Consider the following 26680-nt stretch of genomic DNA (forward strand, 5'->3'; position numbering starts at 1 on the left):
CGATCCGAGGGTGTCAACAGAGGCCCCCGGTGTCAATCGGGGGATTCCCGCCGCTCCGGTGACGGCGCGCGCGGATTGTCAACGGTCGCGGTGGAGCGGGCATCCCGCGCGAACGTTTCCGCCGGGACGCCGCGGATCGCGGGCGCAAACAAGAAGACCGGAAGGGGGAGAGACGCCATGGGCCCGGGCCCGAGCATCACGATCACGCAGATCGAAGGCTACAAGTTTGCGGTCGATTTCGGCAGCGTCCTGCCGCTTCTCATCGTCGACGAGGCGGTGCCGATCGGCAACGGCGAGGGGCCGTTCCCCGAGCAGATTCTGGTGAGCGCGGTGACCAACTGCCTGTGCGCCAGCCTCGTCTTCGCCCTGGCCAAGTTCAAGCAGGAGGCGGAGGGCATTCGGGCGGAGGCCCGCTGCGAGGTCACCCGCAACGCCGAGAACCGCCTGCGGATCACCGGCATCGCCGTCAGCATCAGCCTCGGGGCGCGGGCCGAGGCGGTGCCGCGCATCGACCGGGTGCTGGAGCAGTTCCAGCGCTTCTGCACCGTCTCCGAGAGCGTCCAGGCCGGCATCCCCGTGACGGTGGCCGTCCGCGACGGCGCCGGCACGCTGCTGACCTGAGCTTCCCACCCACAGGAGGACATCCCATGACGACATCCGCACGGAACCACGCTCCGGCCGAGACGCCGGAGGACCTCGCCCGCCTGTTCAACGAACGCGCCAACGAGGGCGACGTCGAGGGATTGGTGGCGCTCTACGAGCCCGGCGCGGTGCTGGCCGCCGGCAAGGTGGTGGCGACGGGCGAGGCGGAGATCCGCCGGTTCTACGCCGACCTCCTGTCCCGCCGCTCGGAATTCCCGGCGGCCGAGACCCTGCCGGCGCTTCGGAACGGCGACATCGCCATGACCTTCGCGCGCCTGCCCAACGGCACGATCTCGGCCGAGACCGCCCGTCTCCAGGCGGATGGCGGATGGCGCTGGCTGATCGACCAGCTCAAGATCAAGCCGCTGAGCCCTGGCTGACCCGCCCCCCCTCGAAAGCCATCGCCTTCCCTCCAGCGCCGGGTTGCCCGCATGATCGATCCCCACCTCGCCGGGCGGCTCGCCTTCGCGCATCGGCTGCCCACGAAGGCGCCGCTGCCGCCGGGCTCCCACGCCCTCGGGCTGTTCCCCGAACGCGACGCCCTGCTGGTGGTGCCGGAGGGCGTCGACCCGCGCCGGCCGACACCGCTGGTGGTGCTCTTCCACGGCGGCGGCGGCAGCGCGGAGAAGATCCTGCCGATGCTGCGCGCGCATGCGGAGGCGCGCGGCTTCCTGCTCCTCGTACCGCAATCGGTGTTCCCGACCTGGGACCTCGTGATCGGCGGCCACGGGCCCGACCGCGAGCGCGTCGACCTCGCGCTCGCGGAGGTCGGCGCCCGCTTCCTGCTCGATCCGTTCCACCTCGTCTTCGCGGGGCACTCCGACGGCGGCAGCTACACGCTCTCCCTCGGGCTCGCCAACGGCCACGTGGTGACCCACCTCCTCGTCTCGTCGGCAGGCTTCCTGTCCGTCCACCTGCAATCCGGCGCGCCGCGCATCGTCCTCACTCACGGCACGCGCGACGAGCAGATCCCCATCGACCGCAGCGCCCGCACCCACGTCGCGCAGCTGCGGGATGCCGGCTACGACGTCACGGCGATCGAATATGACGGCCCGCACGCCTACGATCCGGCCGTGGTGGCGCAGGCCGTGGATATCGTGCTGCGCGACGACGGCTGAGACTCGGTCTCACTGGGGTTCGGCGGAAGCCCCCCACCGCGCAGTCGCGCGGGCAGACTTCGATTGAGTTCGCCCAACCAAATCGAGAGGCTTCGGGCGCGTCTCAGCCGGCCCCGATCTCGAACGCCATCCCGCGCCCCGGTCCCTGGTCGGCATAGTCGACGAGGCTGTAGCCGCGCGCCGCCAGGGCGTCCTCCAACACATCTCTGTGCTTGCGGAACGTCTGGCCGATGGCCAGCGGCGTCAGGCGCGGATTGCCCTGCCGCAGCTGGTCGATTCCGATCGTGAGGGGCGCCTGCTCGCGATCCGCGATGCGGATGAGCGCGGATGCCAGCTCGGCCGCTTTCGTCTCGGAGGCCGATTTCGCCTTGAATGCCATGTCCGTCTCGAAACTCCCGTCTGTCCCAACGACGTGCCCGACTCACGGACAGCGTGACCTCGGCCGTTCCGCCGCGCTCCCAGGCGGGTCGGCCTTCCGATCCTACCGACCGCGGGCGGCCCGAAGGCTCGCGATCACCGTCCCGACGAAGGCCTCGCCCTCGGCGGTGAAGGCGATCTGCTCGTCCGTGCAGGTCGCCAGGCCCTTGTCCGTGATCTCGGCGACGCCCTCCGGGTCGGCCTCATGGCCGTGCCCGTCCCGGCGGATGACCGAGGCGACGCGCTCGCCGCTGATGAGGCTGTGATAGGCCGCGAAAGCGAAGATCGAGAGAGCCTTGTCGCTCAGGGAATCGGTCGGTCCGGCCATCCGGGATATCTCCTCCGCCTCCGGTCTCCCGCGAACGCGATCCGGCTCCCCCGTCAACGTCGGTCCGGGCCGCTCGGTGCCCTCGGCGCCGCCCGGTCGATGCCGCAGGCTCGCGCGGACGGCGCACCACACCGCTTCCGGACGCGGCTCACGGGACAGGCCGGGCGCATTTTTCGCTTCGTCTTGTCTCGGCGTCCCGATCTTTTGACGATCGATCCTCGGGGACTTGCCACAGACCCGGTTTCGGGAACGGCTCCTGTCCGTCGAAGGACGGCAAGCGCGAACCCGATCCGGACCGTTCAGCGGGTTCGGCGACGGCGCCGCCTTGATGTCTGGCCCAACGGTCAGTAACGGACGCATGCTCTCCGCTTTCTATAAAGATCGGCCGCAGCGACGACCGACGCCCTGAAGAGTACCGGATAAGACAATGAAGCAACTCCTGTTTTCCATCGAGGGCCGTATTCCGCGCAGTCAGTTCTGGCTCGCGATGCTGATCTTCGTCGGGGTTTCCGCCGCCGTCGGCGGCGTCGGCTACCTGCTCGGCGCGCTGATCCCCGGAACCGTGAGCCCGGATGGCACCATGTCCGTCACCGGACTCGCCGCCATCCCCTACCTCGCGCTCTCGCTCGGCTACATGGTGTTCAACATCTGGGCCGGCATCTGCGTCAGTGCCAAGCGCTGCCATGATCGGGGCCGCTCGGGCTGGTTCATGCTGGTGCAGTTGATCCCGCTCATCGGCGGCATCTGGTACCTCATCGAGGTCTGCTGCCTGCGCGGCACTCCGGGGCCGAACCGTTATGGCCCCGACCCGCTCGACCACCCCACGCCGCTGTTGCCTATTCCCTCGGTGGTCTGACAAGTCTCTCTTCCTTCGAAGACCGACCCCGCCTCGAGGACCGACCGCGCCTCGAGGACCGGCACCGTGAACGCAGCCTCGCGGGGACGCGGGTCACGCTGGAGCGAGATTAGCCCGCTCGACTGGCCGCCCACCGCTCGCCGCCCTACCCTTTCTCCCGGGAGTCGTTTCCGTGGACACGGGACCGGCTTCCGGTTTTCGCGTGGCCGCGTTCCTTCGCGTCGCCCGCATCCGCCGGACGTGAATACGCTCAAGCGAGGCTTTGGAGACCATCATGCGCGGTTCGAGATGGATGCTTACCGGAGGCGCCCTGGACGGAGCGTCCAAGACCCTGTCATCCAAGATCCTGTCGTCCAAGATCCTGTCGTCCCTGACCCTGTCCTTCCTCGTCCTGTCGTCCGGCGGCGCGGCGGCCGATTGCCTGCGTCACGTCTACAACCGCTCGCCGCTGGTGCTGGTCGCCACGCAGGATGGCGGCCCCTCCTTCGTCGTCCGGCCCGGCTCGTCGCGCACGATCCGGCTCTCGGGTCCGGGAAAGCTGGATCTTGCCGGCTACTGCGCGCCACTGGGCCGGGGCGACGACCTCGCTTCCCTCGGAGCGCCCGCCGTGCAGAGTTCCTTCGGCTATCAGGCGGTCCTGGATCGTTGCTTCTTCGAGTTCGGTCACGACTTCTTCGACCGCGAGCTCGGGCGCGGCTTCTTGCCCTATGACGGCACGCAACCCTTCACCCTGAACAATCCGAAGCAGGGCGACATCGTGCTCACCACCGATCAGGCGACCTGCCTACCCCGGCGCTGACGTCTCCGCGCGGTGCATGCCGGCCTGCGGGAACAAGCGGTGCCGCGCGCGCTTCCTTCGTCAGCGACACATCACGGGAGGGCGCCTTGAGCACGGACCGGAGCCACGAGCCACCCAGCCCCTCGGATCGGCGACCCGCCACCGGCGGGCATCACGACAAGACCGAGGAACGCGGAGCGGACGAGACGGGCCCTGGAGACCTCGGGCCCCATTCCCCCGCCAGCGCCGGACCGAACACCGATCCCGGCCCCGAGACGGGCGGCTACGACGATCACTCGCCCAGCCGGCATCCGACCAACAGTAAGGGCGGATACGGCGCCGGGTGAGAGCCGGCGATGACGCTTGGCCCGTCGCCTCGACGGGCGCCTACTCGGACAGGAATGCGACGCCGATCTCGCTGGGACTTCGCCACGCCACGCGGACGCGCAGGTCCTCGGCGCCCACGCTCAGCACGAACGCGTCCGGAATGCCGAGCACGCTCAGGACCTTCAGGCGCGCGCCGCCCTCCGACCGGTCGACCAGGGTGCAGGAGACCGGGCTACCGAACGTGGTCCTGATCAGGGCCGGGTCGGAGGCCGCATAGCGGCGCGTCGCCCTCCGATCCTCGAACGTCACGCCGGGATCGGCCCGCGCCGCCATGGCGTCGATGCAGCGCTCCGACCAGTCGCCGCTTGGGAGCGGACGCGATCGGTCAGCTATGCCGGTTCGCATCGTGCGCTCCCGTCAGGGGCTCGCAGCCGATGTCCGTCCGGTCGCAATTGAACCAGGCCGTGATGACCTCGTCGCTGCGCGAAACCGCCTTGCAGGGCAGCGCCTTGTCGAAGGCGAACGAGTACAGGACGAAGTCACCGGGGACGGCGTCGGCGCCGATCATGACCAGGCGGGCTCCGAGATCGGTGGAATCCTGGATCACGCAACCCTTGTGGGTGTGCTCGTCGATGGCGATGAACCCGAAGAGCTGCTCGGTGTTCGTCTCGATATGGTCCCATGCTCTTGTTGCCATACTGCCACCTCCCGGCCTGCGTGCGAACGAGACATCGCGGATACCCATCCCGCACGGACCTTGTTGAGATTAGGCGAATTTAGCAACTCAAATGCGAACTTTCCCGCTTTTCCACACGATGGGCGCGGCCTTCCACACGCGGGAACCGAATCCGTCCCATCAGAGACCGTCGTCCGGGCCGCAGATTCCATCGACGAGATTGAGCCCGAGGAGGAACTCGGACGTGAACCGGGTGCGCACCAGGGGCTCCAGGGACGGGCGTCCGCGCAGGCACGCGGCCTCGTCGCGGCGGGCCGCGACGGCCTCCTCGCGCGTGACGGCCCGGAACCGCAGGCGCGTACCGGGCCGGCCTTGCGCGAACCGGCCGAGATCCGGTCCGATCACCGTCGCGATCTTCGGGTAGCCCCCCGTGGGCTGGCGGTCCGCCATCAGCACGACCGGGCGCCCGTCGCCGGGAACCTGGATCGCGCCCATGACGATCCCGTCGGAGACGATGTCGTGGCCCGCCGCGTGCCGAAGCCGGGGACCGTCGAGGTAGCTCGCCATCCGGTCGCTGCGGTTCGAGATGGTCCAATCCGCCGCCAGGAAGGCGTCGATCTGATCCGGATCGAAGGCATCCGCCTGCGGCCCCGGGAGGACGCGGATCGTGTCGGGCGCGCGCTCCAGCCAGGGCGCATCGATCCGGCTCGGCGCCAGCGGCAGGTGGCGGGCAAGCACCCGGATCCGGTCCCCCGCCCGCAGGCCGCGACCCTCCAGCCCGCCCATCCCCGAGCGGATATGGGTCGCCGTAGACCCCAGGACCGGCGCGACGTCGAGGTCGCCCGCCACGGCGAGGTAGCACCAGGAACCGCCCGCGCCGGCCCGGATCCCGAGCACGGCGCCCGGCTCCAGCGTCAGCGCCACATCTGGTCCGAGTTCCTGGCCATCCAGGCTGACCGCGAACGCGCCGCCCGCGACCGCGACGGTCAACGCGGCCCCCTCGGCCGTGAGCGCGATCCCGCCCAGCGAGACCTCGATGGCGGTGGCCTGCGCCGGACATCCGAGACTGAGATTCGCCGTGGCATGCGCCAGCCGGTCCATCGGCCCCGCCGCGGTGATGCCGTAGCGCAGGTATCCGTGCCGGCCGCCGTCCTGAAGCGTCGTGCCGGGACCGGCCGAGAGCACGCGCAAAGCCGTGCTTTCCTCCGTCACGTGCCTCTCCGGCGCGCCACGACCTCGCCGCCGGCCGCGCGCCGTTCGAGGGACCGGAACGCGTCGGCATCCACCGCCTCGAAGGACAGCCCGTCGCCGGGCTGGATCGGGAAGGGCTCCGGGCGCTCCGGAGCATAGAAGCGCTCGGGCGTGCGCCCGACGACGTACCAGCCGGTCGGCATCGGAAAGGTGCCGACGGCGCACAGGCCACCGCCGATGAGGATCGCGCCCGCCGGGTGCGGCGGGCGCGGCGCGGCCCGGCGCGGAACCGCGAGGGCCTCCGGCAAGCCGCCGAGATAGGCGAAGCCCGGCGCGAAGCCGTACATGTAGACGCGATAGTCGCCCTGCGCGTGCGCCCGCGCCAGGGCTTGGGACGACAGACCGAGCCGCGCGGCGGCCTCGTCCAGGTCCTCACCGAAGCCGGGATCGTAGCAGCAGGGCAACGTCCAGACGCTGGCCGCGCGCGCTTCGGTCTGCCCGCGCTCCAGCGCCGCCTCGACCGCGGCGACGAGGGCGTCGCGGTCGATCCGCAGGGGATCGTAGTGGATCATCAGGGAGCGGTAGGTCGGCACGCACTCGCACAGGCCCACGGGGGCCGCTTCCCGCAGGGCGGCGTCGAGGGCGAGGACCCGCTCGTTCAGGACGGGGTCGACGATGCGGCCGAACTCGACCACCAGGGCCGCCTCGCCGGAATCGAGGAAGCGCGGGCGCGGGGCGCTCACGTGAAGGCCTTCAGCCGGATGCCGGCCTCCTCCAGGGCCCGCCGCACCGCCCGCGCGGTCGCGACCGCCTGCGCCGAGTCGCCGTGGACGCAGATCGAGTCGATCGGCGTCCCGAGATGCGCGCCGTCCTCCGTGATGATCGCTCCCGCCTCGACCATCTCGCGGGTCCGCCGGGCCGCCGCGCCCGCATCCTCGATCAGGGCGCCCGGTCGGCCGCGCGGGATCAGCTGGCCCGCCGGGTCGTAGCCCCGATCGGCGAAGATCTCCTGGAACACCCTGAGGCCGGCCGCCTCCCCCACCTGCACCTGCTCGGTCCGGGCGATCGCCAGCAGGGCAAGGGTCGGGTCGACTGCCCGCACGGCCCGCGCGATCGCCTCGGCGACGGCGCGCTCGCGGGCGGCGAGATTGGCCAGGGCGCCATGCGCCTTGACGTAGCTGACGCGGTGCCCGGCATAGGTCGCGAGCGCCTGAGCCGCCCCGACCTGATAGGCGACGAGCCGCTCGATCTCGGCCGGCGCCAGGGGGATCTGCCGGCGGCCGAAGCCCGCGAGGTCCGCGTAGCCCGGATGCGCTCCCACCGCGACCCCGCGCGCGCGGGCGAGCGCGAAGGTCTGCGCCATGATGTCGGGATCGCCGGCGTGCAGGCCGCAGGCGACGTTGGCGGAGGTGACCGCGGCCAGCATGGCCGCGTCGTCGCCGCAGCGATAGCTTCCGAAGCCCTCGCCGAGATCGGCGTTGAGATCGACGGACCTGTTCGGCGCGGTGACCGCGCGGGGATCAGCGTCTGTCATGGCCTCTCGATCTTGGCATCTCGATCTTGGCATCCCGATTCATGAGATCTCATGATGTCCTGGCCCGCCCGATGAAGCACGATGCTCGGCATCGAGCCGGTTCGGCGAACAGCACGTCCCAGACCTCCTCATAGCAAAACCCCGGAGCCGTGCCGACGTGCCGCTGCGCACGGGATGCACGAACGGTCGGGATTAAAATAAATCTCTATACTTGTGTCGTTGAGCACTTTCCAGCGCATCGTCTTGGCCTAACTTGAGATCATCGAGACGGCGGAAGGATACGGAGCTTGGACAACGCCGATCCTGCGACACGCGCGGATCGCGCCGCGCATCCCCGGACTCTCCGGAACGCCCCATCGGGTGGCCACCCGCATCCGCATTCACGGCCGGTCCCGGTACGGATGGTTCGCACACGGGATCGTCAACGGCGCGCGGGAACGGAACGGCTTCCCTCGCGTCGCCCCGCCGGTTTCCGCAATCACGGCCCTCGTCCGCCCGGTCGGCGCGAGGCCCCCATCACAGAAGGATCACGCATGGACACGCTCATCCAAGGCATCTCGGAGTTTCGCGGCAACGTCTTCCCCGGCCAGAAGGCGATGTACAATCGGCTGGTCCGGGACGGGCAGCAGCCCAAGGCCCTGTTCATCGCCTGCGCGGATTCCCGCGTCTCGCCCGAACACATCACGCAGTCCGGCCCCGGCGAACTGTTCGTCTGCCGCAATGCCGGCAACATCGTGCCCCCGTTCTCGCAGGTGAATGGCGGCGTCTCATCGGCCATCGAGTACGCGGTGGTGGCCCTCGGCGTGAACGACATCGTGATCTGCGGCCATTCCGATTGCGGGGCGATGAAGGGCATGTCGGACGCCAAGGCCCTGGAGGCGATGCCGAGCGTCGCCGCGTGGCTGCGCCACAGCCAGGCCGCGCACAAGATCGTCTGCGAGGCCTATCCGGCGGACATGGACCCGAAGACCCATGCGCGGGCACTCGGCCTCGAGAACGTCGTAGTTCAGCTCAACCACTTACGTACGCATCCGAGCGTCGCGGCCGGCCTCGCCAAGGGGGAGCTTCGCCTGCACGGCTGGTTCTTCGAGATCGAGAGCGGCGAGGTCCTGGCCTATGACGGGGAGGGGTCCCGTTTCATCTCCCTGGAGGACGGCGAGGAGCTGCCCGTGGCGCTCGCCTCGTCCCGCCGCGTCTCCGCGCCCGGCCTCGTCGGCTGACCGCCTTCGGCGGTGGGCCCGGAAACCCGCCGCCTCAGGCGGCGGGCGGAACGGCCCGAGGCTCCCCCGCCGCTTCACCGACCCAGGAAAGCGCGAACAGGCGCATGTCGCGGGTGTCGCGACACTCCGAGGGCGGCAGTCCGGCGAGATGAAGCGGCGCGCGGACGGCCGGGCTCAGCAGGCGGAGCACGTCGTCGGAGGCCGCCAGGGTCAGGTCCGCCGCCTTGGCGCGGGCCTCGATCCGAGCGAGGCGGTTCATCGGTGTTCCCAGCACCGTGAACTCGGCCCGGTGCCCGTCGTCGAACACGCCCACGAGGACCTCACCCGCATGCAGCGCCATGGTGGTGCGCAGGAGCGGGCGGCCCTCGCCGGCGCGCTCGGCGTTGAGCGCGTCGAGGCGCGCCAGGATGGTCCGGGCGCAGGCGAGGGCGGCCTGCGCCTGCGCCTGCGGACGCCCGACGATGAACTGCGCCAGGATGCCGTCGCCCACATACTTGTCGACGATGCCGCCGTGCTCGGTCACGGCCACGTGGGTCAGGGCCCGCACGTCGAGGAGCGCCCGCACCACCTCCTCCTGCGCGTGGTCGCGCGAGAAGGCCGAGAACCCCCGCAGGTCGAGGCCGAACAGGCAGGCGTGGCGGGATTGCACGGTGCCGAGGCCGCCGCCGCTCTCGGCGAGCGCCCCCGCCACCCGGCGCGGCACGAAGCGCGCGAGGCTGGTGCGCTCCCATTCCATGCGCAGGGCCGTGGTCACCGCCGCTCGCAGGCGGCGCACGCCGTCGATCACCACGAGGCTCGCGGCCAGGAAGGTCAGGAGGCCCGGCACCTCCTCTTCCAGGGTGACGTGCGGGCCGAGGAGCGCGCTCTCGGGCGCCAGGAAGGCCAGCAGGATGGTGCCGCCCCAGCCGAGCGACACCAGCGCGGCGAACGCGACCGTGTGCCAGACTCGCATGCTCAGCCCGGTCTGGAGCAGGAGCAGGAAGGCCGGCAGGCGGCTCACCGCCGTCGCGGTTTCCTGGGTGTCGGCCGCGCCCAGCAGCATGTGCTCGACGAGGAGGAACAGGGCGATGCCGGCATTGAGCAGGGTCGCGGTCCAGGTCAGCCACGCCGTCGTGCGGTCCGCGTCGCCCGCGCGATGCATGGCGCGCCAGTCGGCGATGCCGAGGCCAAGGGAGATCAGCGCGTAGAGGCCGAGGCCGATCCAGTGGTGGGCCGAGTGGTTCGAGCCGTCATAGCCCTGCGCGGTGGCGAGCAGCACCAGTACGATGAGCAGGTGCAGCACCAGGGACCGGCGCCCGGACGCGGCCTGGAGCCGGCGCAGGATGTCGGGGTCGCCCCCCTGGGACGTGCGGCGGACGGGCAGACGCATGGACGCGCGGATCGTTGTGGCGGGAGCCGGCTCCCTATCACGTCTTGCGCGCGATGGCCCCTGGCCCCCCTGCTCACGCGATTCTCAGAGAGCCCCCTCGCGGATGGCCCCCGGATCGGCCAGGGCGTGCAGCAGGCGCGCGGCGCTGTGGGCGAAGCGCAGGGTCACGGCCTTGCGCCGGGGGCCGCTCAGGGCGTGGTCGGCGGGGTCGCGCAGGATCGCGGCTCCGAAGGCATCCGCCACGATGAGGCCGGCATCCTCCGGGGTCAGGGTGGTGGAGAGCGTCTCCGGAATCGCGAAGTAGAAGCGGTCGCAGTAATCGCGGTAATCCGGCCATTTCCGGTCGGCCCGAAAATCCGCCACGCTCGACTTGATCTCCACGATGGTCAGGCGCCCGGCCGGGCACAGGGCGATGACGTCGGCCCGCCGGCCGTTCGCCAGGGAAAATTCCGGGATGGTGACGTGCCCGAGTTCGGAAAAGAGCCGCCGGACCCCGCGCTGGACCTGGAGCGCGGTGGCCGACTGGCGCCGGTCGGGCGGAAGGATGGCGGTCGCGAGGGCTGCTGACATAAGGCTCTGATGGCGCGGACAATGCGTCCCGAATCGGGACCGCCCCCAGGAAATCAGCCGCCGCCCGGCTTGTCACCTGCGACCCCATTGCGCGGGCCCGTCGATCCCGTCGCGGGTCCTTCTGTCCCGTCGTAGGCCCTTCGATCCCGTCGCGGGCCCTACGCTCCGGTTGCGGGCCTGGAGACCCGCGCCGGATCGTGTCACCTTTCCGAACCCGCCGATTTGCGCCCATTCATCCAGGGAGGCCGGCCTGCCGGAGGAGACGATCGGGGACCGCACGCGGGAGACCGGCCGCGTGGCGCGCGAGATCCGGCGGCTGGAAGCGCTCGCGGCGCGGCGGCGGCTCCGGGTGCGCGTGCTGCGGGCCTTGCGCGGAACCCTCGGCGCGGGCGCCACCCTGGCGACCCTGGTCAAGCTGAAGCTCGCGGGTTCGCTCGCGCTGAAGCTCGGAATCGCCGCCCTGGTGGGTCTCGGGCTGGCCTGGCCCTTCGTCGCCTTGGCGCTGGTCGTCCTGTTCGGACTCGTCGTGACGATCGTTGCCCTGTTCTCGGGCGAGAACATCTCCTGCCCCGAGGCCGCCTGTGACTGGGGCTGCGACGGGCGGGAGAAGCGGGGCGCGCGGCTCAAGCAGCGGATCGCCGAGCGCCGGGCCTGGCTCGCCGCCCCGTCGGGGCCGGCACCGAGCCTCCTGCGCTTGGGCGGCGGCCGGAAGGCTAGCCCTTGAAATAGCCGAGGATGCCGGCGCCCGGCGCCAGCATGAGGAAGGCCCAGGCCAGGGCCGAGGTCACGTTGGCGATCTGGAAGGGCAGGCGCCGGACCCCGAACACCCCGGCGATCAGCGGCACCACGGCGCGGGCCGGGCCGATGAAGCGGCCGATCACGATGCCGCCGGCCCCCCACTTGCGGCAGAAGGCCTCCGCGCGGTCCACGAGCTTGGGGTAGCGCCGCATCGGCCACATCCGCTTAGCGCCCTCCTTGTAATAGTGCCCGAACTCATAGGAGACCCAGTCGCCGAGCACCGCCCCGAGGGCGCCGGCCAGCATCACCGGCCAGAACGGGATGCCGACCGCCCCCATCATCGCGCCGATGGCGAGGAGCAGGAAGGTCGCCGGCACCAGCAGCGACAGGAAGGCCAGCGACTCGCAGAAGGCGAGCACGCCGACGATCAGCGGCGTCCAGCCCTGGTTCGCCTCCACGAAGGCGAGGGTGCTGGCGCGAAGGGCTTCGAAATCCATGAGGCTCGAACATTCCGTGACACGTGTCCGTCGGATCGGCCGCTCCGCTGTGGCCGAGCCCGCGCCTCGGGGCAAGCGGCCCGGGTCTTGGCGGACCAGGTCTTGGCGGACCAGGTCTTGGAGGATGCGAAGGGCGAGCGAACCGGGCTATGGGTTCGGGCCACCGATCCTTGGACTCCCGCTGCACCGTGGTGCCCGGAGCGAGAACCGAGGATGGGGGGGAGTTTTGTGAGGCACTCTTAGACCCGCGTTCTTCGGAGCATCCGGCGTGAACATCCTCTCGATCCAATCGCACGTCGCCTACGGCCATGTGGGCAACGCCTCGGCGGTGTTTCCGATGCAGCGCCTCGGCGTCGAGGTCTGGGCGATCCACACGGTGCAGTTCTCCAACCACACCGGCTACGGCGCCTGGCGCGGCCGGGTCTTCGACGGCCCGGCCATCGAGGACCTCGTCGCCGGCATCTCCGAGCGCGGCGTGCTCGGCACCTGCGACGGCGTGCTGTCGGGCTACATGGGCTCGGCCGATATCGGCACCGCCATCGTGGCGGCGGTCGCGGCCGTGCGCGCCGTGAACCCGCGGGCGCTCTATGCCTGCGACCCCGTGATGGGCGACACCGGCCGGGGCATCTACGTCCGGCCCGGCATCCCGGAATTCCTGCGCGCGCGGGCGGTGCCGGCCGCCGACATCGTGACGCCGAACCAGTTCGAGCTGAACCACCTCTCGGGGCTGCCCACCGGCACCCTGGCGCAGGCCAAGCGCGCGGTGGCCTCGGTGCAGGCGCTCGGACCGCGTGTCGTCCTTGTCACCTCGCTGATCACCGACGACACGCCCGCCGACGCCATCGACCTGATGGCCGGCGAGGGCGGCCGGTTCTGGCGCCTGCGCACCCCGCGCCTGCACCTCGACGTCAACGGCGCCGGGGACGCCATCGCCGCCCTGTTCCTGGTGCATTACGCCCGCACCGGCTCGGCGGCGCTGGCGCTCGGCATGGCGGGCGCCTCGGTCTACGGCCTCCTGCGGCGCACGGCGGAGGCCGGCTCGCGCGAGATCCTGACCGTGGCGGCGCAGGACGAGTTCGTCGCGCCGAGCGAGACGTTCCCGGTGGAGACGGTCTAAGCTCGGCGCACAGACAAGCCGGGAGAGCCCCCCATGCCGCGCCGCTTCGTGACCCTCGACGTGTTCACCGACACCGCGCTCACCGGCAACCCGCTCGCGGTGGTGCTGGACGCGGAGGGGCTCGACACGCCCGCGATGCAGGCGCTCGCCGCCGAGTTCAACCTCTCCGAGACGGTGTTCGTGCTGCCGCCCACGGAGGCGCGCCACCGGGCGCAGATGCGCATCTTCACGCCCACCGCCGAGTTGCCCTTCGCCGGTCATCCGACCCTCGGCACCGCCGTGCTCCTGGCCTTGCGCGATCAGCGGGCGGGCCTCACCGACGCCATGGCCTTCGGGCTCGAGGCGACGCTCGGAACCCTGGCCTGCGTGGTCGAGCCGGGCGAGGGACGCGGCACCGGCCGCTTCCGGATGCCGGTGCTGCCCGAATATCTCGGCGACGGGCCGGAGACCGGGCCGGTCGCCGCGGCGCTCGGCCTGGAGCCCGCCGAGATCGGCTTTGCCCGCCACGCCCCGAGCCGGCACCGGGCGGGCCCCCCCTTCCTGTTCGTGCCCGTGGCCACGCGCGCGGCCCTGGACCGGGCGCGCGTCGTGCCAGCCGCCCTCGACGACCTCGGCCCCCCGGCGGCCCTCTACTGCTACACGCCCGACCCGGACGGGCTCGGGCATCGCTATCAGGCGCGGATGTTCGCGCCCCATCTCGGCGTGCCGGAAGATCCGGCGACGGGCTCGGCGGCGGCCGCCTTCGCGGGCGTGATGATGCAGTTCGAGCCGCTCGGCGACGGCGAGCACGCCATCGTCCTGCGCCAGGGCGTCCGGATGGGCCGGCCGAGCAGCATCGGGGTGCAACTCTGCATCGAGGCGGGGGCCCTGCGCGCCGTGGAGATCAGCGGCGGCGCCGTGCTGGTCAGCGAGGGAACCCTGCTTGTCTGACGCCTTCACGCTGACGCCCCTGCGCGCGCTCACCGCGCGGCTCGTCACGCATGACTGGGCCTGGGCCGAGGCGAACGCCGCCGCCATCGCGCGGAACTGGGAGCGACGCCGCGCGGCAGCGCCCGCGATGTTCGACGGGCGCGTGCTCCTCGCCCGCGCCTGCCGCGTCACGGAAGGCGTCTGCGCGGTCGAGCTGTTCGAGACGGCCTATGCGAGCTTCCTCGCCTTCCGGGATGCCGGTTCGCCCGACCCGGAGGTCACCAACGCCTTCGCGGCGGTGGCGCCCTGGACGGCGGACGGCGCCGCGCTGCTCGGCCTCATGGGCGGGCAGACGGCCAATGCGGGCCAGGCCTACTTTCCCTGCGGCACGCCCGACCGCGACGACGTGCGCCCGGGCGGGCGGGTCGATCTCGCCGGCAGCGCCGCCCGCGAGTTCCGCGAGGAGACCGGCATCGGGCTGGCGCCGGACGCGCCGGAGGATTGGGTCCTCGTCAGCGGCCAGGGTCAGCGCGCCTTCCTGCGCCCCGTCCGGTTCGCAGAGGACGCCGCGACCCTGCTCGCCCGCATGGAGGCGCATTGCCGGGGGGAGGACGCCCCGGAACTCGCCGGCTTCCTGACCGTGCGGGGCGCGGGCGACCTCGACGCCGCCCGGATCGCCGGCTTCGCCCGCGCCTATCTGGCGCGGGAATTCGCTGCGGCCTACGGATAGCCGTAGCGCGACTTCGCCGCCGCCAGCAGGCCGAGCGCCTCGCGGTCGCGGCCGCCCTGGCAGGCCTGCGCGGCATGGCGCAGATCGGCGCTGAAGCGCTCGCCCACCGGCGCATTGAGGTTGCCGGTGGCGACATCGCTGTCCACCACGGCCTGGGTGCGGGCGATGGCGGGGCCGCAGCCGCTGCCCTGCGGCAGGGGGCCGGGCGCGGGCGCGGCGGGCAGGGCCGCCACGGCGGGCGGCGCCGACGCGGTCGGCTTGCATGCACCGAGCAGCGCGGCGGTGAGAAGGGCGGCGACGGCGAGGCTGACGCGGGACACGGCGGCTCCTGACAACAAGGGGGTGCCGCGGCAACGGCACAGCTTGATTCGGGCCGTTTCTGGCCCGCGCCGCACGGCCGGTCAATCGGGCGCCGGGCGCGTCAGCCCTGAGACCGCGCGACGCCCGAGCGAAGCTCAGATCCGCCATCCCGAAGGGATCAACCGGGATGTCACCCTGAATCCGGGAGGGCGACGGCGGACGCGTCGCCCTCCTGCCGACAGCGGAACCGAGCCGCGCTTGCCGACTACTTGGACTTGTCGGCGATCGCCTTGAGACCGGATTCGTAGATGCCCGAGATCGCGTCCGTCGCCACCGCGTCCGGCGCGCCCTTGGCCTTGAAGCTGCCGGTCCACTTCACCGTCGAGCCCGCGCCCTTCGGCATCACCGAGAGCGTCGAGCTGTAATCGCTCACCGGCAGCGGACCGGAGACGATGCCGTAGGTGTAGCTCATGGCCTTGTCGTCGCGGGCGGTCTGCGATTCGACGATGGTGCCGCCGCCCTTGAGGCTCAGGGTGCGCAGGGTCTTGCCGCCATCCTGGGAGAGCGCGCACTTCTCGATGGCCGGATGCCACTGGCCGATCCCGCAGAAATCGCCGATCGTCGACCAGACCTTGGCCGGGGGCGCCGCGACGTCGATGGATTTGGCGACGTCGATGGCGAGGCCCGGCACCGTACCGGCGACGAGAGCGAGGGCGGGAAGCGCGAGGACGCGCGTGAAGATCTGCAGCATGGCGGGGATTCCTTCCTGTTTTTCTTGGCTTGTGCCGATTATTTCTGGCGGACGATCACCGCCGGACCGCGTTCGGTCCGCATGCGAAGCTAGGCGGGGAACCGCGCAGGGCAATGCGCGCCGCGTGAACCGGCGGCGCGCGAGACCATAAACAATCCGTGACACGGCCCCGGTCCTCGGAATGCGCGGCGGCGGCCCAAGATGGTCTGCCTTGTCAAGCCGGCATCCAGGGTCTACCAAAGCCGCCTCCGCAACCGCTCGCGCGTCGCATCGACGCGCCGTTGCCCTTCCGGGAGAGACGAGCCTTGGCCAGCGCCGGCTCCACGCGCAGCACCGCCGACGCCGCTTTCGCGGCCGCTCGGTCGCGCGCGTCTCTTCGCCCGCTGCTTCTCCTTAGCCGCCCCTGAGGGCCGTCCGGGCGCGTGCGCCTGGGCTCTCAGGGGTTTGCCTCTCCGCGAGACCCGCGACGGCCGCTCCGCGCCGCCGGGCTCCCCCGACGACAAGGGCGCCGCTTCCCCGCGAGGGACCGCGCCGCGACAGGAATATCCCCATGACGGCTTTCCCGACTTCGGCGCCCGAGACCCCCGCCAAGGACCGCGTCCTCATCTTCGACACCACCCTGCGCGACGGCGAGCAGTGCCCCGGCGCCACCATGACCCTCGACGAGAAGCTGGCGGTGGCCGAACTCCTCGACACGATGGGGGTCGACATCATCGAGGCGGGCTTCCCCATCGCCTCGATCGGCGATTTCGAGGCCGTGGCGGAGATCGCGCGCCGGTCCAAGCGGGCCACCATCGCGGGTCTGGCCCGCGCGATCCCCGCCGACATCGCGCGGGCGGGTGAAGCCGTTCGCCACGCTAGGCGGGGGCGCATCCACACCTTCGTCTCGACCTCGCCGATCCACCTCGCGCACCAGATGCGCAAGTCCGAGGACGAGGTGATCGAGATCATCCTGAAGACCGTGGCCCAGGCCCGCGACCTCGTGGAGGACGTGGAATGGTCGGCCATGGACGCGACCCGCACGCCGATCGACTATCTCTGCCGCTGCGTCGAGGCCGCGATCCGCTCGGGCGCCACCACCATCAACCTGCCCGACACCGTGGGCTACGCCACGCCCGACGAGTACCGCGCGATGTTCCGCGCCGTGCGCGCGCGCGTGCCGAACGCCGACAGGGCGGTCTTCTCGGTGCATTGCCACAACGATCTCGGCCTCGCCATCGCCAACTCGCTGGCGGGCGTCGAGGGCGGGGCCCGCCAGGTGGAATGCACCGTCAACGGCATCGGCGAGCGCGCCGGCAACGCCGCCCTGGAGGAGATCGTCATGGCGATCCGCACCCGGGGCGACGTGATGCCCTACGAGACCGGCATCGAGACCACGATGCTGACGCGGGCTTCCAAGCTCGTCAGCCACGCCACGAACTTCCCCGTGCAGTACAACAAGGCGATCGTCGGCCGGAACGCCTTCGCACACGAGAGCGGCATCCACCAGGACGGCATGCTCAAGCACACCGAGACCTACGAGATCATGACGCCGGCCTCGGTGGGCGTCGCCAAGACCTCCCTGGTCATGGGCAAGCACTCGGGCCGCGCCGCCTTTCGCTCCAAGCTGGAGGAACTCGGCATCGTGCTCAGCGACAACCAGCTGCAGGACGTGTTCGAGCGCTTCAAGGCCTTGGCCGACCGCAAGAAGCACGTCTACGACGAGGACATCGAGGCGCTGGTGGACCAGAACCTCGCGACCGCGCACGACCGCATCCGCCTCGTCTCGCTCTCGGTCATCGCCGGCACTTGCGGGCCGCAGCGGGCGACGCTCAAGCTCGACATCGAGGGCCGCACCGTCACCGAGGAGGCCGACGGCAACGGCCCCGTGGACGCGGTGTTCAACGCCATCCAGGCGCTGGTGCCGCACGAGGCCGACCTCGAACTCTATCAGGTGCACGCGGTCACCGAGGGCACGGACGCCCAGGCCGAGGTCTCGGTGCGCCTGAAGAGCGGCGAGCGCAGCGTCACGGCGCGCGGCGCCGACCCCGACACCCTGGTGGCCTCGGCCCGCGCCTACCTCTCGGCCCTCAACAAGCTCTCGGCCTCGGCCGTGCGCCTGCACGCCCAGAGCCCGGCCTCGGTTTAGCCGAGAAAATAACGCCCCGGGGGTGGACACCCCCGGAGGCCTTTGCTATCAGCCCCCTCGTCGCGGCGGACTTGGTGGCCGCAGCGACCGCCGCAAGGCGATGGGTGCATAGCTCAGTTGGTAGAGCAGCTGACTCTTAATCAGCGGGTCCAAGGTTCGAACCCTTGTGCACCCACCAAGTTATCCAGCCTCGACAGCGATTGATCTGCGGGCTGCGGTGTGACCGGATGGTACCTGATCCACGGCGTCACCTTCTGAATCCATTTCTCCTCCTTGTCGGGCCTCAGCATTGCGCGGCAGCCGACCATTCGCGCGCCCTTGATGGGCAGCGCTCGGATCGTGGTGTCCTCACGGACGGCCACCCCCGCCGCGGCGACACGAAGCGCACGGTGTCGGACGACAGTGGACGCGCTCGGTCGGCGGGGGCGCCCTGCGGCGGCGGCCCGCGCCCGGGCGTGGCTCGCTGGGGGGCCTCGCGATCTCGGGGAGGACGATCCCGGCGGCGCGCGGCGAACCTCAGTCCTGACCGGGCCAGAGCGGCTTGATGTACGCGAGGCTGGCGGAATCGGTGCCCTGGACGATGCCGAGGGTTTGGCCCTCGTTCATCCCGGTCGCGGCGACCGCCTGCCCGGCGTGACGGCCCGATCCCGATTTCAGGATGGTGCCGACGCCCTGCGACGTCGTGGTGGCGACCGGAAGACGCGAGCCCCCGTAACAGATGATCGGGACGAGACCGGACTGCGTGGGGTTGGTCGTCCTGAAGTCCTGGCAGGCGACCCCTGCGACGGGCCGAGAGGTCCCCTGACCGGCTGGTTGAACCACAGCGCCGCCCGGTCCCGGCACCGCCCCGTATTCGACGGCGGTGCCGAGCGGAAGCGTGGGCCCGGTCTGGAACGGCATCGGGCGAGCCTTGAAGCCAGGCCCCTGCAGGACGATGTTCTGGTTCGAGCCGCTGGCCCAGAAGTCGCCCGTGATGCCGCCCGGGCCCGTGACGAGGTTCCGGCTCACGGCGGCGGCCGCCTGGATCAGGCGAAGGACGCCCGACCCCTCCAATCTGAAGCCTCCCTGCCCAAAGCCCGCATAGGCATCCAGCCGGCTCACGCGCAGGAGTGACGCGTCCATCGTCCGCGGGATGAGTTCGAACGCTCCCGCGCGCTGCTGGCGCGTGATGTTGAATCCGTTGGCGGCGAGGACGTCGAAATACGCCGCCCAGCGGCAGCCGCCTCGCGGCATCGGGACCGCGCCGGGCCCGAAGGCGCCATAGCCGCCCGTGAACCCGCCGACGTAATCGAGGTCGCTGATCGTTCGCGAGCCTCCGGTCGCCGCGAAGCCGTCGCGGATGCCGTTGTCCTTGATGATGCCGCAGGCGGGGTTCTCGAAGTTCGGCTCGACGATCGTCGTGCGCTGGATGCAGCCGAGCGGGTTCGGACCGGGCTCGCATTCTATGGCGTAGGGATTGCTCGAAATATAGGGCTTGATGGCCGTGACGTTCAGGAACGCTTTCGGCGAGATACTGACGCCGGCCCACATGTTCCCGTCGAAATAGGGCTGCTCCCAGAGATTGTCGCTGTGAATATTCGGCTGGAGGTCATCCATGTAGAGGCCGACGAAGTTGTTCCGCAGGTGCGGGTGGATCCAATGCGTATGGTCCATCACCGCCCGGATACCCTTGTCGAAATGGGACACGTAGACCGTGTCGGTCCGCATCGTCCGGCGCGGCCCGAGCTTGAGACCATCCATCGCCACGGGCGTGCCGCCCCACGTCGGGCGGTTCCCGTGGTTCAGGACCACGGGAAGGAGCGTCTGCGCGATGTCCAGCCCCCCGAAATCGCCCGTGCAGAACAGGCCCTCCGGGCGATAGAGGTCGCGGCCGTTCGTCGCGTGCGCACCGGGATCGCCGCAGGAGAACACCGCGCTGCCGGGGCCGAAATCCTTGGTCGGGGTGATGCGCGTTCCCGCGAAACTGCCCGGCGTGCCGAGGATCGAAACGGACTGGCGGCCATCGGTGTAGTTGACGAAGGTCGGCAGGATGACCGGCCCATCGAAGCGGTACCGGCCCGTGGGGATCAGGACGGAGGCACCGAGCGACCCCGTGAAGGCCCGCGCGGCCTCGACCGCGGCCTGCACGCCGAGCCGGTCCCTCTCCAGGGCCCTCGCCTCGGCATCGGTGTAGCGACGGCTGAAGGTGATCGGCGTCGGGTAGGCCCGGGGCGTGATGCCGCTGCGCATGGCGGTGGCGGCCGTCACGCCGGCGGTGAGCGGCTTCGACAGGTTGACCCACCCATTCGCCAGATCGACGGAGGCGACGGGCGTGCCGGCGGCCACCGCGCCGTTCGACGGCCCCTGCACCGCCATGCCGACCTCGACCCGGTTCATCGTGGTCTCCGTGCTGTCATAGCAAATCCTGTTGATCCCTTCGGGATGGCGGATTTGGGGATGGCGGATCTGGGCTTCGCTCGGGCGCCGCGCGGGCCGAGCGAGACCGTCTCCACTTCGATCGAGCGGCGACAGGATCGGACGACCCGTGTCGGGCCCGGCGGCGCGACGATCGGGCGTCAGCCCCAGGGCCAGGACCTCGCGACCGGCCCCGACGTCCCGCCCGTCCGGCCGAGGCGGGTTTCCCGTGAGGGTGTCGTGGTTGTGATCTCGGCGGATCGCACCAACGGGAGCCCGCGGCGTTCAACCTCCATCGCCTGCGGACGCGGTCCCTTCCGGGATCCCTTCCGGCGCAGGCCCATCGATAGGTGTTCACCCCATGCGGAAGCTCATCCTGGCGAGTATCGCCGTCCTGGCCATTGTTCCGGCACTCTCCCCGGCTCTCGCGCAAAGCGGCCTGGCTCCGCGCCAGCCCGGCACCACCGGGACGGTGGTCGTGCCGGAACCGAACAGCACCGGCAACGATCGCGACGTGGTCATCTCACGGGGCGCGACCGGCGCGGATACGGTGACGACCGACTCCGCGGCGGGCGGCAATGCGAGCCGCCCCGAGCAAGCTGTTCCGAACAGCAGCGCGGGTGGCAGCAGCCGCTGACGCCCCATCGCAGTCTCGAAGCTCTTGCCCGCCCGGTCCCCTGGCCGCGGCGGGTTCTTTCTTGTCCGGTCACTGCGCCCGCGCCGCCTTCGCACGGCGAGACGATCCGCTCGCTCCCGCTCCGACGATCGCTTCGGCCGTCGGATCTCCGGCAGGCCGCGACCGACGCCGACGTCCGCCGGCGATCGCAAGCCTCGTTCGACCGTCTCGCATCCGGAGACCGCCGCAGAGCGCTGAGCCATCCATTCGCTCGGAAAGCGTTCGCGAGACATGACGCTCCATGTCATCAAGTCTCGACCCGCCCGAAACCTTTGCTTCATGCAAAGGCTACGCGCCGAGGCGCGACCAACATTCAGACAAAGCCAGAACGAATTACGTCATCACGCATGATGGACGGCTGGTAAATCGACGGAAGCAAGCACGAAGAGACTCGGCGAATGCAATTCATTTATTCGTCTAACGATCTGAAATGCGCGACAAGTCCTGACAACTGTTGCATGGAAAATTCCCATCTCCAATTAAACAAAAATTATAAGTGGATCTATATAAATAAAACAGCACTCAGGAGGGGACTTTATCGTGATGAAGTATATGTCGGGGGTCAGCGGGAGGTTGATCGCGGGCTTCGGCGCGACAGGCATTATCCTGCTGGCCCTGGTCACCTTCAGCATTCTGGAGATGCACCAGATTTCCGCCGGCCTGACGACGGTCAGCGACGTCAACAGCGTGAAGCAGCGCTACGCCATCAACTTCCGCGGCAGCGTGCACGACCGGGCGATCAGCCTGCGTGACGTCGTCCTGATGGATGGCGCCGACAGCGTGAAGGCCAATCTCGGCGACATCGCCCGGCTGGAGGAGCGATACGCCGCGTCGGCCGTCAAGCTGGACGCCATGCTCGCGCGGGGCGACGCGACCGCGGAGGAGAAGGCAATCCTCGACAGCATCAAGGCGACCGAGGCCCGCACCATGCCGCTGGTGGCCGCCGTTGTCGCCAGGAAGCAGGCCGGCGACCTGGCGACGGCGACCGCGATTCTCATCGGCGACGCGCGCCCGGCTTTCATCGAGTGGCTGGCACGCATCAACCGCTTCATCGATTTTCAGGAAGCGAAAAGCCAGGCTCAGACGGCCGAGACCCGCAAACTGGCCGAGGAGTTCCAGCTTCTGATGCTCGGCCTCTGTGGATTGGCGCTTGTCATCGGCGGAGGCGTCGCGGCCTGGAGCATCGCCGCGATCCGGATGCTCCGCCCGATCTCGGTCTGGATGCGGGACATGGCGTCGGGAAATCTGGCGGTGACGATCCCGGCCCCTCACGGACGCACCGAGATCAGTGCCATCGTCGTCTCCCTCGTGGCCTTCAAGGACAGTCTGCTCCGCTCGCGCCAGCTGGAAGAGGAGACGGTGCGGGCCCGCGCCAGCGCGGACGAACAGCGCAAGGCGGCGATGCGCGACATGGCCGACAGGTTCGAGCAGGCGGTGGGCGGCATCGTCCACATGGTCTCGCACGCGGCCACCGGGCTCCAGGGCACCGCGCAGAAGATGACCGCCACCGCCAACGGGGCCGCCAGCCAGTCCACCGCCGTCGCTGCGGCGGCCGAGGAGGCTTCGGTCAACGTCAACACGGTGGCGGTCGCCGCCGAGGAGCTTGGATCCTCGGTCGTCGAGATCGGCCGTCAGGTCGCGAATTCGTCCGACCTGGCGCAGGCGGCGGTCACGGAGGCCAATCAGACGGCCGCCCTGGTGCAGGCCCTCAGCGAAGCCGCCGACCAGATCGGAACCATGGTGGGGATGATATCCAGCATCGCCTCGCAGACGAACCTGCTCGCGCTGAACGCGACCATCGAGGCGGCGCGCGCGGGCGAGGCCGGGCGGGGCTTCGCGGTGGTGGCGGCCGAGGTGAAGGAGCTCGCCTCTCAGACGGCGCGCGTCACCGAGGAGATCGGGCAGCACATCGGGCAGGTGCAGGGGGTCACGGGTCGGGCGGTCGGTGCGATCGGCGGGATCGGGGGCCGCATCCGGGAGATCAACGCGGTGGCGGCCGCCATTGCGGCGGCGGTCGAGGAGCAGGGCGCGGCGACGCAGGAGATCGTGCGGAACGTCTCGCGGGCGTCGACCGGCACGGCCGAGGTGACGAGCAACATCGCCGGCGTGGCCCGAGCGTCGGAGGAGACGGGAAGCGCCGCGTCCCAGGTTCTCGCATCGGCGTCCGAGCTGTCGCTCCAGTCCCGGCACCTGTCCGCCGAGGTCACCCGCTTCCTGCAGACCGTCCGTGCAGCCTGAGCGGCCCGGCGATCGATCGGTCGAGAAGCGGGCTCGAACGACGCCCCGACGCACATCCTGATCGCGTACGAAACCGGGATTGAGACCGTCTTCCGCCTGATCGAAGCGGGAGACGGTCTCGCTCAGCCCGCGCCGCGCCCGAGCGAAGCCCCGATCCGCCATCCCGAAGGGGTCAACCGGATCTGGTCTGAAGGCAGGGGTCACGATCGGCGCCGGTCGCGCCCCTGCCTCGACCGGGCAACGTTCGATCTCGGGACGGACGCTACGGCATTCCGCCCGATCCGAGGGATCGACGACGGAGATCTTCGTCGGACAAAACCGCGCTCGTCCCTCCCGGGACGTTCGCCTATCCGGCGTTCGCGGTCACGTCCCGATGTTTCACGTGGGCCGAGGCCCCGAAGCGCACGATCTCCAGGTGAAGGTGATGGAGCGGCGCGATCCGCGCCGCCGCGCCGCGCTCGATGGCTTCCTTGGGCATGCCGAAGACGACGCAGCTCTCCTCGTCCTGGGCGATCGTGTGAGCGCCGGCCCGGCGCATCTCGAGCAGGCCCGTGGCGCCGTCGTCCCCCATCCCGGTCATGATGATGCCGAGCGCGTTGCCGCCCGCGCATTGGGCGGCCGAGCGGAACAGCACGTCGACGGACGGCCGGTGGCGCGAGATCAGCGGTCCGTCCTTGATCGCCACGCTGTAGCGGCCGCCGTTGCGCTGGAGCAGCATGTGGCGGCCACCCGGCGCGATCAGGGCGAGGCCGGGACGCACGACGTCGCCGTCCTGTGCCTCCTTCACGTCGATGGCGCAGATGCCGTCGAGGCGTCGGGCGAAGGCGGCCGTGAAGTGCTCGGGCATGTGCTGCACGATGAGGAGGCCGGGCGCATCCGTCGGCAGCGCCTCGAGCACGTCGCGCAACGATTCGGTGCCGCCCGTGGAGGCGCCGATGCAGACGACCGGATCGGTCCCGGTCACGGGGCGGCCGGTACGCGGGGGCGGGATCATCGCGTCGGCCGAGAGCTTGGCCTCGACCGCGCGGGCGGCGGGTCGCGGGCCACGCAGCCGCGCGCGCGCCGCCGCACGGACGGCGTCGCAGACCCGCACGGAGGATTCCATCAGGAACTGGCGGGTATCGACCCGGGGCTTGGGCAGCACGTCGATGGCGCCCGCTTCGAGCACATCGAACAGCATGCGCGACCCCTGCTCCGTCAGGGTGGAGCAGATGATCACCGGCAGCGGCTTCTGGGCCATGATCTTGCGCAGGAAGGTGAGCCCGTCCATGCGCGGCATCTCGAGGTCGAGGATGATGACGTCGGGCAGGTCGTCCTGGATGCGCCGCGCTGCGACGAAGGGATCGGCGGCCGTAGCCAGGACCTCGATGTCGGGCGCCGCACTCAGGATGCTGCCGAGGGTCTGCCGCACGGAGGCCGAGTCGTCGACGATGAGGACGCGGATGGGCTTCGCGACACGCAAGGGCATGGGTGGGGTTACCTTCACTTCCGGAAGACGGTCGAGGAGACCTGGGTCAGCCGCGTCAGACCGCTTCCGGCCATGGACTCGGAGTGGCCGACGATGAGATAGCCGCCTGGGCGGAGATGGGTGGCGAGCCGCTCCAGCACGGCCTGCTGCGTCGCCTTGTCGAAGTAGATCAGGACGTTGCGGCAGAAGATGATGTCGATGTCGCGGTCGACGTCGTAGCCGTCCGCCATCAGGTTGAGGTGCTGGAAGCGCACGCGGGCGCGCAGCTCCGGCACGATGCGGCCCTCCTGGCGGGTCGGGTCACGGGCCGCCATCACGTAGCGGCGGCGCATCTCCGGCGGGACCGTCGAGAGCATCTCGTTGGTGTAGATCCCGGTCCTGCCGACCTTCAGCACCTCCGTCGAGACGTCCGTCCCCAGGATGGCGTAGTCGAGGCTGTGCCCGCCCGCGACCATGTCCTGCAGGATCATCGCGAGGGTATAGGCCTCCGCCCCGATGGAGGCGGCGGCACTCCACAGCTTCAACCGGACCGTGCCGGCCTTGCGGGCGGCGAGGCGCGGCACCAGGGCGTCGCGCAGCAGCTCGAAATGCGCCGGCTCGCGGAAGAAGTCGGTCTTGTTCGTCGTGACGCAATCGACGAGGTGGATGTATTCCTCGTCGAGATGTCCCTCGTCGAAGAGGTGGCGCCCGTAGGCCTCCAGGCCGTCGAGATCGAGGGCACGGACGCGCTTGCGCAGGCGCCCCTCCAGCATGGTGCGCTTGGCCGCCGGGAGCTGGATACCGACCTCGGTCTCGATCAGGTTCACGATCGAGCGGAAGTGACGTTCGCTCAGGCCTTGGGTGAGGGATGGCATGGCGGCGTCAGGCCGCGCGTGCGGGCACGAGCAGGGCCGGGCTCTCGCCCGCCATCAGCGCGGCCAGATCGAAGACCACCACGAAGGCGTCCCCCTTGCGGCCGATGCCGGCGATGTAGCTGGAGCGCCAGCGCCCGCCGACCTCGGGGGCCGCTTCGAGCTCGCCGCTGTCCAGTTCGGTCACCTCGAACACGCGGTCGGCGACGAACCCGACCCGCATGGCGCGCCCCTCCATCGGAATGTTCAGCAGGATGATCCGCGTGGCCGGCGTCGCCGGAACCCGGGGCAGTCCGAGCTTGGTGCGCAGGTCGACGACGGGGTAGCTCTGACCCCGTACGTCGATCATCCCGATGAGGAAGTCCGGCGCCTGGGGCAGCGCCGAGACCTCGCGGTAATCGAGGATCTCGTGAACGTGCTCGATATCGATTCCGAAGGTCTCGCGGTCGAGACCGAGGGTAAGGTACTGCCAGACGCTCGACATGTGGTCCCTCCGATGGATCGTTCCGGGGCGAGCCCGGCAAAGCGTGATCGATTGTGCCGCCGGCCCACCCGGGCGCGCCGGCCGGTGCGGACCGCGGGGCGCGCCCCGCGATCCGCGTCGTCCGGTCAGGCGCTGCGCTTGAACTCGGCGTCGCGCTCGTCCTCGCCGCCCATGTCGAGGGCAAAGCCGCCCCCCGCGGATTGGGCGCGGGCCGCCCGCCGCGGGGCCGGCGCCCGCGCGGGCGAGCGGACCACCGCCGACGGCGCCTTCATCCGCACCGCCGTCTCGCGAAGCTGCGTCACCGCCGCGTCCACGCCCCGGAAGGCCGTGCCCGCGTCTTCGATCCGGAAGTACGAGATCGTCGCCTGGAGCT

At 70.4% G+C, this 26680-nt stretch carries 29 protein-coding genes, 1 tRNA gene and 1 pseudogene; 14 read left to right on the top strand and 17 right to left on the bottom strand.

The features are described from left to right. Nucleotides 1-177: 177 nt before the first annotated feature. From MKK54_RS07245 to MKK54_RS07255, 3 genes are read left to right on the top strand one after another with little or no spacing between them, the layout of a single operon-like run. Nucleotides 178-621, top strand: a complete 444-nt coding sequence (locus tag MKK54_RS07245; protein ID WP_244010108.1) for an OsmC family protein — start codon at nucleotides 178-180, stop codon at nucleotides 619-621. Nucleotides 622-647: 26 nt separating this feature from the next. Beyond that, complete coding sequence (locus MKK54_RS07250) at nucleotides 648-1022, top strand: YybH family protein (protein WP_244010109.1); 375 nt, start codon at nucleotides 648-650, stop codon at nucleotides 1020-1022. 51 nt (nucleotides 1023-1073) lie between these two features. Beyond that, the gene (locus MKK54_RS07255) at nucleotides 1074-1760 is read left to right on the top strand and encodes an alpha/beta hydrolase (protein ID WP_244010110.1); all 687 of its coding nucleotides are present in this window, start codon (nucleotides 1074-1076) and stop codon (nucleotides 1758-1760) included. Nucleotides 1761-1863: 103 nt separating this feature from the next. On the opposite strand, the gene MKK54_RS07260 is transcribed toward MKK54_RS07255, so the two are convergent. Both MKK54_RS07260 and MKK54_RS07265 read right to left on the bottom strand, forming a co-directional pair. Next, entirely contained in the window at nucleotides 1864-2139 is a 276-nt protein-coding gene (locus MKK54_RS07260; RefSeq protein ID WP_244010111.1) for an adenylosuccinate synthase, read from the bottom strand. Between the two features lie 102 nt (nucleotides 2140-2241). After that, nucleotides 2242-2505 (bottom strand): hypothetical protein, encoded by a 264-nt coding sequence (locus tag MKK54_RS07265; protein WP_244010112.1) that lies wholly within the window; start codon nucleotides 2503-2505, stop codon nucleotides 2242-2244. Between the two features lie 427 nt (nucleotides 2506-2932). Here MKK54_RS07265 and MKK54_RS07270 point away from each other — a divergent pair, with 427 nt between their 5' ends. Both MKK54_RS07270 and MKK54_RS07275 read left to right on the top strand, forming a co-directional pair. Beyond that, nucleotides 2933-3361, top strand: a complete 429-nt coding sequence (locus MKK54_RS07270) for a DUF805 domain-containing protein (protein WP_244010113.1) — start codon at nucleotides 2933-2935, stop codon at nucleotides 3359-3361. A 274-nt stretch (nucleotides 3362-3635) separates the two neighbouring features. Further along, nucleotides 3636-4160, top strand: a complete 525-nt coding sequence (locus MKK54_RS07275; RefSeq protein WP_244010114.1) for a hypothetical protein — start codon at nucleotides 3636-3638, stop codon at nucleotides 4158-4160. Nucleotides 4161-4526: 366 nt separating this feature from the next. Here the strand turns inward: MKK54_RS07275 and MKK54_RS07280 are convergent, their stop codons facing one another. The 5 genes from MKK54_RS07280 to MKK54_RS07300 form a co-directional block, all read right to left on the bottom strand. Beyond that, nucleotides 4527-4871 (bottom strand): PilZ domain-containing protein, encoded by a 345-nt coding sequence (locus tag MKK54_RS07280; RefSeq protein WP_244010115.1) that lies wholly within the window; start codon nucleotides 4869-4871, stop codon nucleotides 4527-4529. Further along, a complete protein-coding gene (locus MKK54_RS07285; RefSeq protein WP_244010116.1) occupies nucleotides 4852-5163 on the bottom strand; it encodes a hypothetical protein in 312 nt (103 codons plus the stop codon). Before MKK54_RS07285 ends, MKK54_RS07280 begins: the two co-directional genes overlap by 20 nt. A gap of 159 nt (nucleotides 5164-5322) precedes the next feature. Beyond that, nucleotides 5323-6354 (bottom strand): biotin-dependent carboxyltransferase family protein, encoded by a 1032-nt coding sequence (locus tag MKK54_RS07290; RefSeq protein ID WP_244010117.1) that lies wholly within the window; start codon nucleotides 6352-6354, stop codon nucleotides 5323-5325. Further along, nucleotides 6351-7076, bottom strand: coding sequence for a 5-oxoprolinase subunit B family protein (locus tag MKK54_RS07295; protein ID WP_244010118.1), 726 nt, complete (start codon nucleotides 7074-7076; stop codon nucleotides 6351-6353). Before MKK54_RS07295 ends, MKK54_RS07290 begins: the two co-directional genes overlap by 4 nt. Next, nucleotides 7073-7867 carry a LamB/YcsF family protein gene (locus MKK54_RS07300; protein ID WP_244010119.1) on the bottom strand — a complete coding sequence of 265 codons (795 nt, stop codon included), beginning with the start codon at nucleotides 7865-7867 and terminating at the stop codon, nucleotides 7073-7075. The genes MKK54_RS07295 and MKK54_RS07300 overlap by 4 nt, the downstream gene beginning before the upstream one ends. Nucleotides 7868-8400: 533 nt before the next feature. On the opposite strand from MKK54_RS07300, the gene MKK54_RS07305 reads away from it, so the two are divergent. Next, nucleotides 8401-9087 (top strand): carbonic anhydrase, encoded by a 687-nt coding sequence (locus MKK54_RS07305; RefSeq protein ID WP_244010120.1) that lies wholly within the window; start codon nucleotides 8401-8403, stop codon nucleotides 9085-9087. Nucleotides 9088-9121: 34 nt separating this feature from the next. On the opposite strand, the gene MKK54_RS07310 is transcribed toward MKK54_RS07305, so the two are convergent. Together MKK54_RS07310 and MKK54_RS07315 are read right to left on the bottom strand one after the other, a co-directional pair. Then, on the bottom strand, nucleotides 9122-10456 hold the full coding sequence (locus tag MKK54_RS07310; RefSeq protein WP_244010121.1) for an adenylate/guanylate cyclase domain-containing protein: 1335 nt from the start codon (nucleotides 10454-10456) through the stop codon (nucleotides 9122-9124). A gap of 84 nt (nucleotides 10457-10540) precedes the next feature. Next, nucleotides 10541-11026 carry an MmcB family DNA repair protein gene (locus MKK54_RS07315; RefSeq protein ID WP_244010122.1) on the bottom strand — a complete coding sequence of 162 codons (486 nt, stop codon included), beginning with the start codon at nucleotides 11024-11026 and terminating at the stop codon, nucleotides 10541-10543. A 295-nt stretch (nucleotides 11027-11321) separates the two neighbouring features. On the opposite strand from MKK54_RS07315, the gene MKK54_RS07320 reads away from it, so the two are divergent. Further along, nucleotides 11322-11750 (top strand): hypothetical protein, encoded by a 429-nt coding sequence (locus MKK54_RS07320; RefSeq protein WP_244010123.1) that lies wholly within the window; start codon nucleotides 11322-11324, stop codon nucleotides 11748-11750. Here the strand turns inward: MKK54_RS07320 and MKK54_RS07325 are convergent. Next, entirely contained in the window at nucleotides 11740-12261 is a 522-nt protein-coding gene (locus tag MKK54_RS07325; RefSeq protein WP_244010124.1) for a DedA family protein, read from the bottom strand. The two genes, MKK54_RS07320 and MKK54_RS07325, sit on opposite strands and share 11 nt — an antisense overlap. A 268-nt stretch (nucleotides 12262-12529) precedes the next feature. Between MKK54_RS07325 and pdxY the strand changes: the two genes are divergently transcribed. The 3 genes from pdxY to MKK54_RS07340 are packed head-to-tail and all read left to right on the top strand — an operon-like array spanning nucleotide 12530 to nucleotide 15017. After that, nucleotides 12530-13378, top strand: a complete 849-nt coding sequence (gene pdxY, locus MKK54_RS07330; RefSeq protein ID WP_244010125.1) for a pyridoxal kinase PdxY — start codon at nucleotides 12530-12532, stop codon at nucleotides 13376-13378. 33 nt (nucleotides 13379-13411) lie between these two features. Then, nucleotides 13412-14308: a PhzF family phenazine biosynthesis protein gene (locus MKK54_RS07335; protein WP_244010126.1), complete on the top strand. Its 897-nt coding sequence runs from the start codon at nucleotides 13412-13414 to the stop codon at nucleotides 14306-14308. Continuing rightward, entirely contained in the window at nucleotides 14301-15017 is a 717-nt protein-coding gene (locus MKK54_RS07340; RefSeq protein ID WP_244010127.1) for an NUDIX hydrolase, read from the top strand. Before MKK54_RS07335 ends, MKK54_RS07340 begins: the two co-directional genes overlap by 8 nt. Here the strand turns inward: MKK54_RS07340 and MKK54_RS07345 are convergent. Together MKK54_RS07345 and MKK54_RS07350 are read right to left on the bottom strand one after the other, a co-directional pair. Next, on the bottom strand, nucleotides 15008-15337 hold the full coding sequence (locus MKK54_RS07345; RefSeq protein ID WP_244010128.1) for a hypothetical protein: 330 nt from the start codon (nucleotides 15335-15337) through the stop codon (nucleotides 15008-15010). The two genes, MKK54_RS07340 and MKK54_RS07345, sit on opposite strands and share 10 nt — an antisense overlap. Nucleotides 15338-15582: 245 nt before the next feature. Further along, nucleotides 15583-16068, bottom strand: coding sequence for an SRPBCC family protein (locus MKK54_RS07350; protein WP_244010129.1), 486 nt, complete (start codon nucleotides 16066-16068; stop codon nucleotides 15583-15585). Between the two features lie 550 nt (nucleotides 16069-16618). On the opposite strand from MKK54_RS07350, the gene MKK54_RS07355 reads away from it, so the two are divergent. After that, nucleotides 16619-18196, top strand: a complete 1578-nt coding sequence (locus tag MKK54_RS07355; RefSeq protein ID WP_244010130.1) for a 2-isopropylmalate synthase — start codon at nucleotides 16619-16621, stop codon at nucleotides 18194-18196. A gap of 102 nt (nucleotides 18197-18298) precedes the next feature. Further along, a tRNA-Lys gene (locus tag MKK54_RS07360) sits at nucleotides 18299-18374 on the top strand. A 338-nt stretch (nucleotides 18375-18712) separates the two neighbouring features. On the opposite strand, the gene MKK54_RS07365 is transcribed toward MKK54_RS07360, so the two are convergent. After that, entirely contained in the window at nucleotides 18713-20572 is a 1860-nt protein-coding gene (locus MKK54_RS07365; protein WP_244010131.1) for a hypothetical protein, read from the bottom strand. Between the two features lie 379 nt (nucleotides 20573-20951). Here MKK54_RS07365 and MKK54_RS07370 point away from each other — a divergent pair, with 379 nt between their 5' ends. Both MKK54_RS07370 and MKK54_RS07375 read left to right on the top strand, forming a co-directional pair. Further along, nucleotides 20952-21227 carry a hypothetical protein gene (locus tag MKK54_RS07370; protein WP_244010132.1) on the top strand — a complete coding sequence of 92 codons (276 nt, stop codon included), beginning with the start codon at nucleotides 20952-20954 and terminating at the stop codon, nucleotides 21225-21227. A gap of 582 nt (nucleotides 21228-21809) precedes the next feature. Then, nucleotides 21810-23504 (top strand): methyl-accepting chemotaxis protein, encoded by a 1695-nt coding sequence (locus tag MKK54_RS07375; RefSeq protein WP_244010133.1) that lies wholly within the window; start codon nucleotides 21810-21812, stop codon nucleotides 23502-23504. A gap of 346 nt (nucleotides 23505-23850) precedes the next feature. On the opposite strand, the gene MKK54_RS07380 is transcribed toward MKK54_RS07375, so the two are convergent. From MKK54_RS07380 to MKK54_RS07395, 4 genes and pseudogenes are all read right to left on the bottom strand, one after another. After that, nucleotides 23851-24972, bottom strand: a complete 1122-nt coding sequence (locus MKK54_RS07380) for a chemotaxis response regulator protein-glutamate methylesterase (protein ID WP_244010134.1) — start codon at nucleotides 24970-24972, stop codon at nucleotides 23851-23853. A 14-nt stretch (nucleotides 24973-24986) separates the two neighbouring features. Beyond that, a complete protein-coding gene (locus tag MKK54_RS07385; protein ID WP_244010135.1) occupies nucleotides 24987-25826 on the bottom strand; it encodes a CheR family methyltransferase in 840 nt (279 codons plus the stop codon). 7 nt (nucleotides 25827-25833) lie between these two features. Then, nucleotides 25834-26307 (bottom strand): chemotaxis protein CheW, encoded by a 474-nt coding sequence (locus tag MKK54_RS07390; protein WP_244010136.1) that lies wholly within the window; start codon nucleotides 26305-26307, stop codon nucleotides 25834-25836. 125 nt (nucleotides 26308-26432) lie between these two features. After that, nucleotides 26433-26680, bottom strand: a pseudogene (locus tag MKK54_RS07395) (methyl-accepting chemotaxis protein); the annotation flags it as partial.

Source organism: Methylobacterium sp. J-068, assembly GCF_022829445.1.
GTDB lineage: Bacteria > Pseudomonadota > Alphaproteobacteria > Rhizobiales > Beijerinckiaceae > Methylobacterium.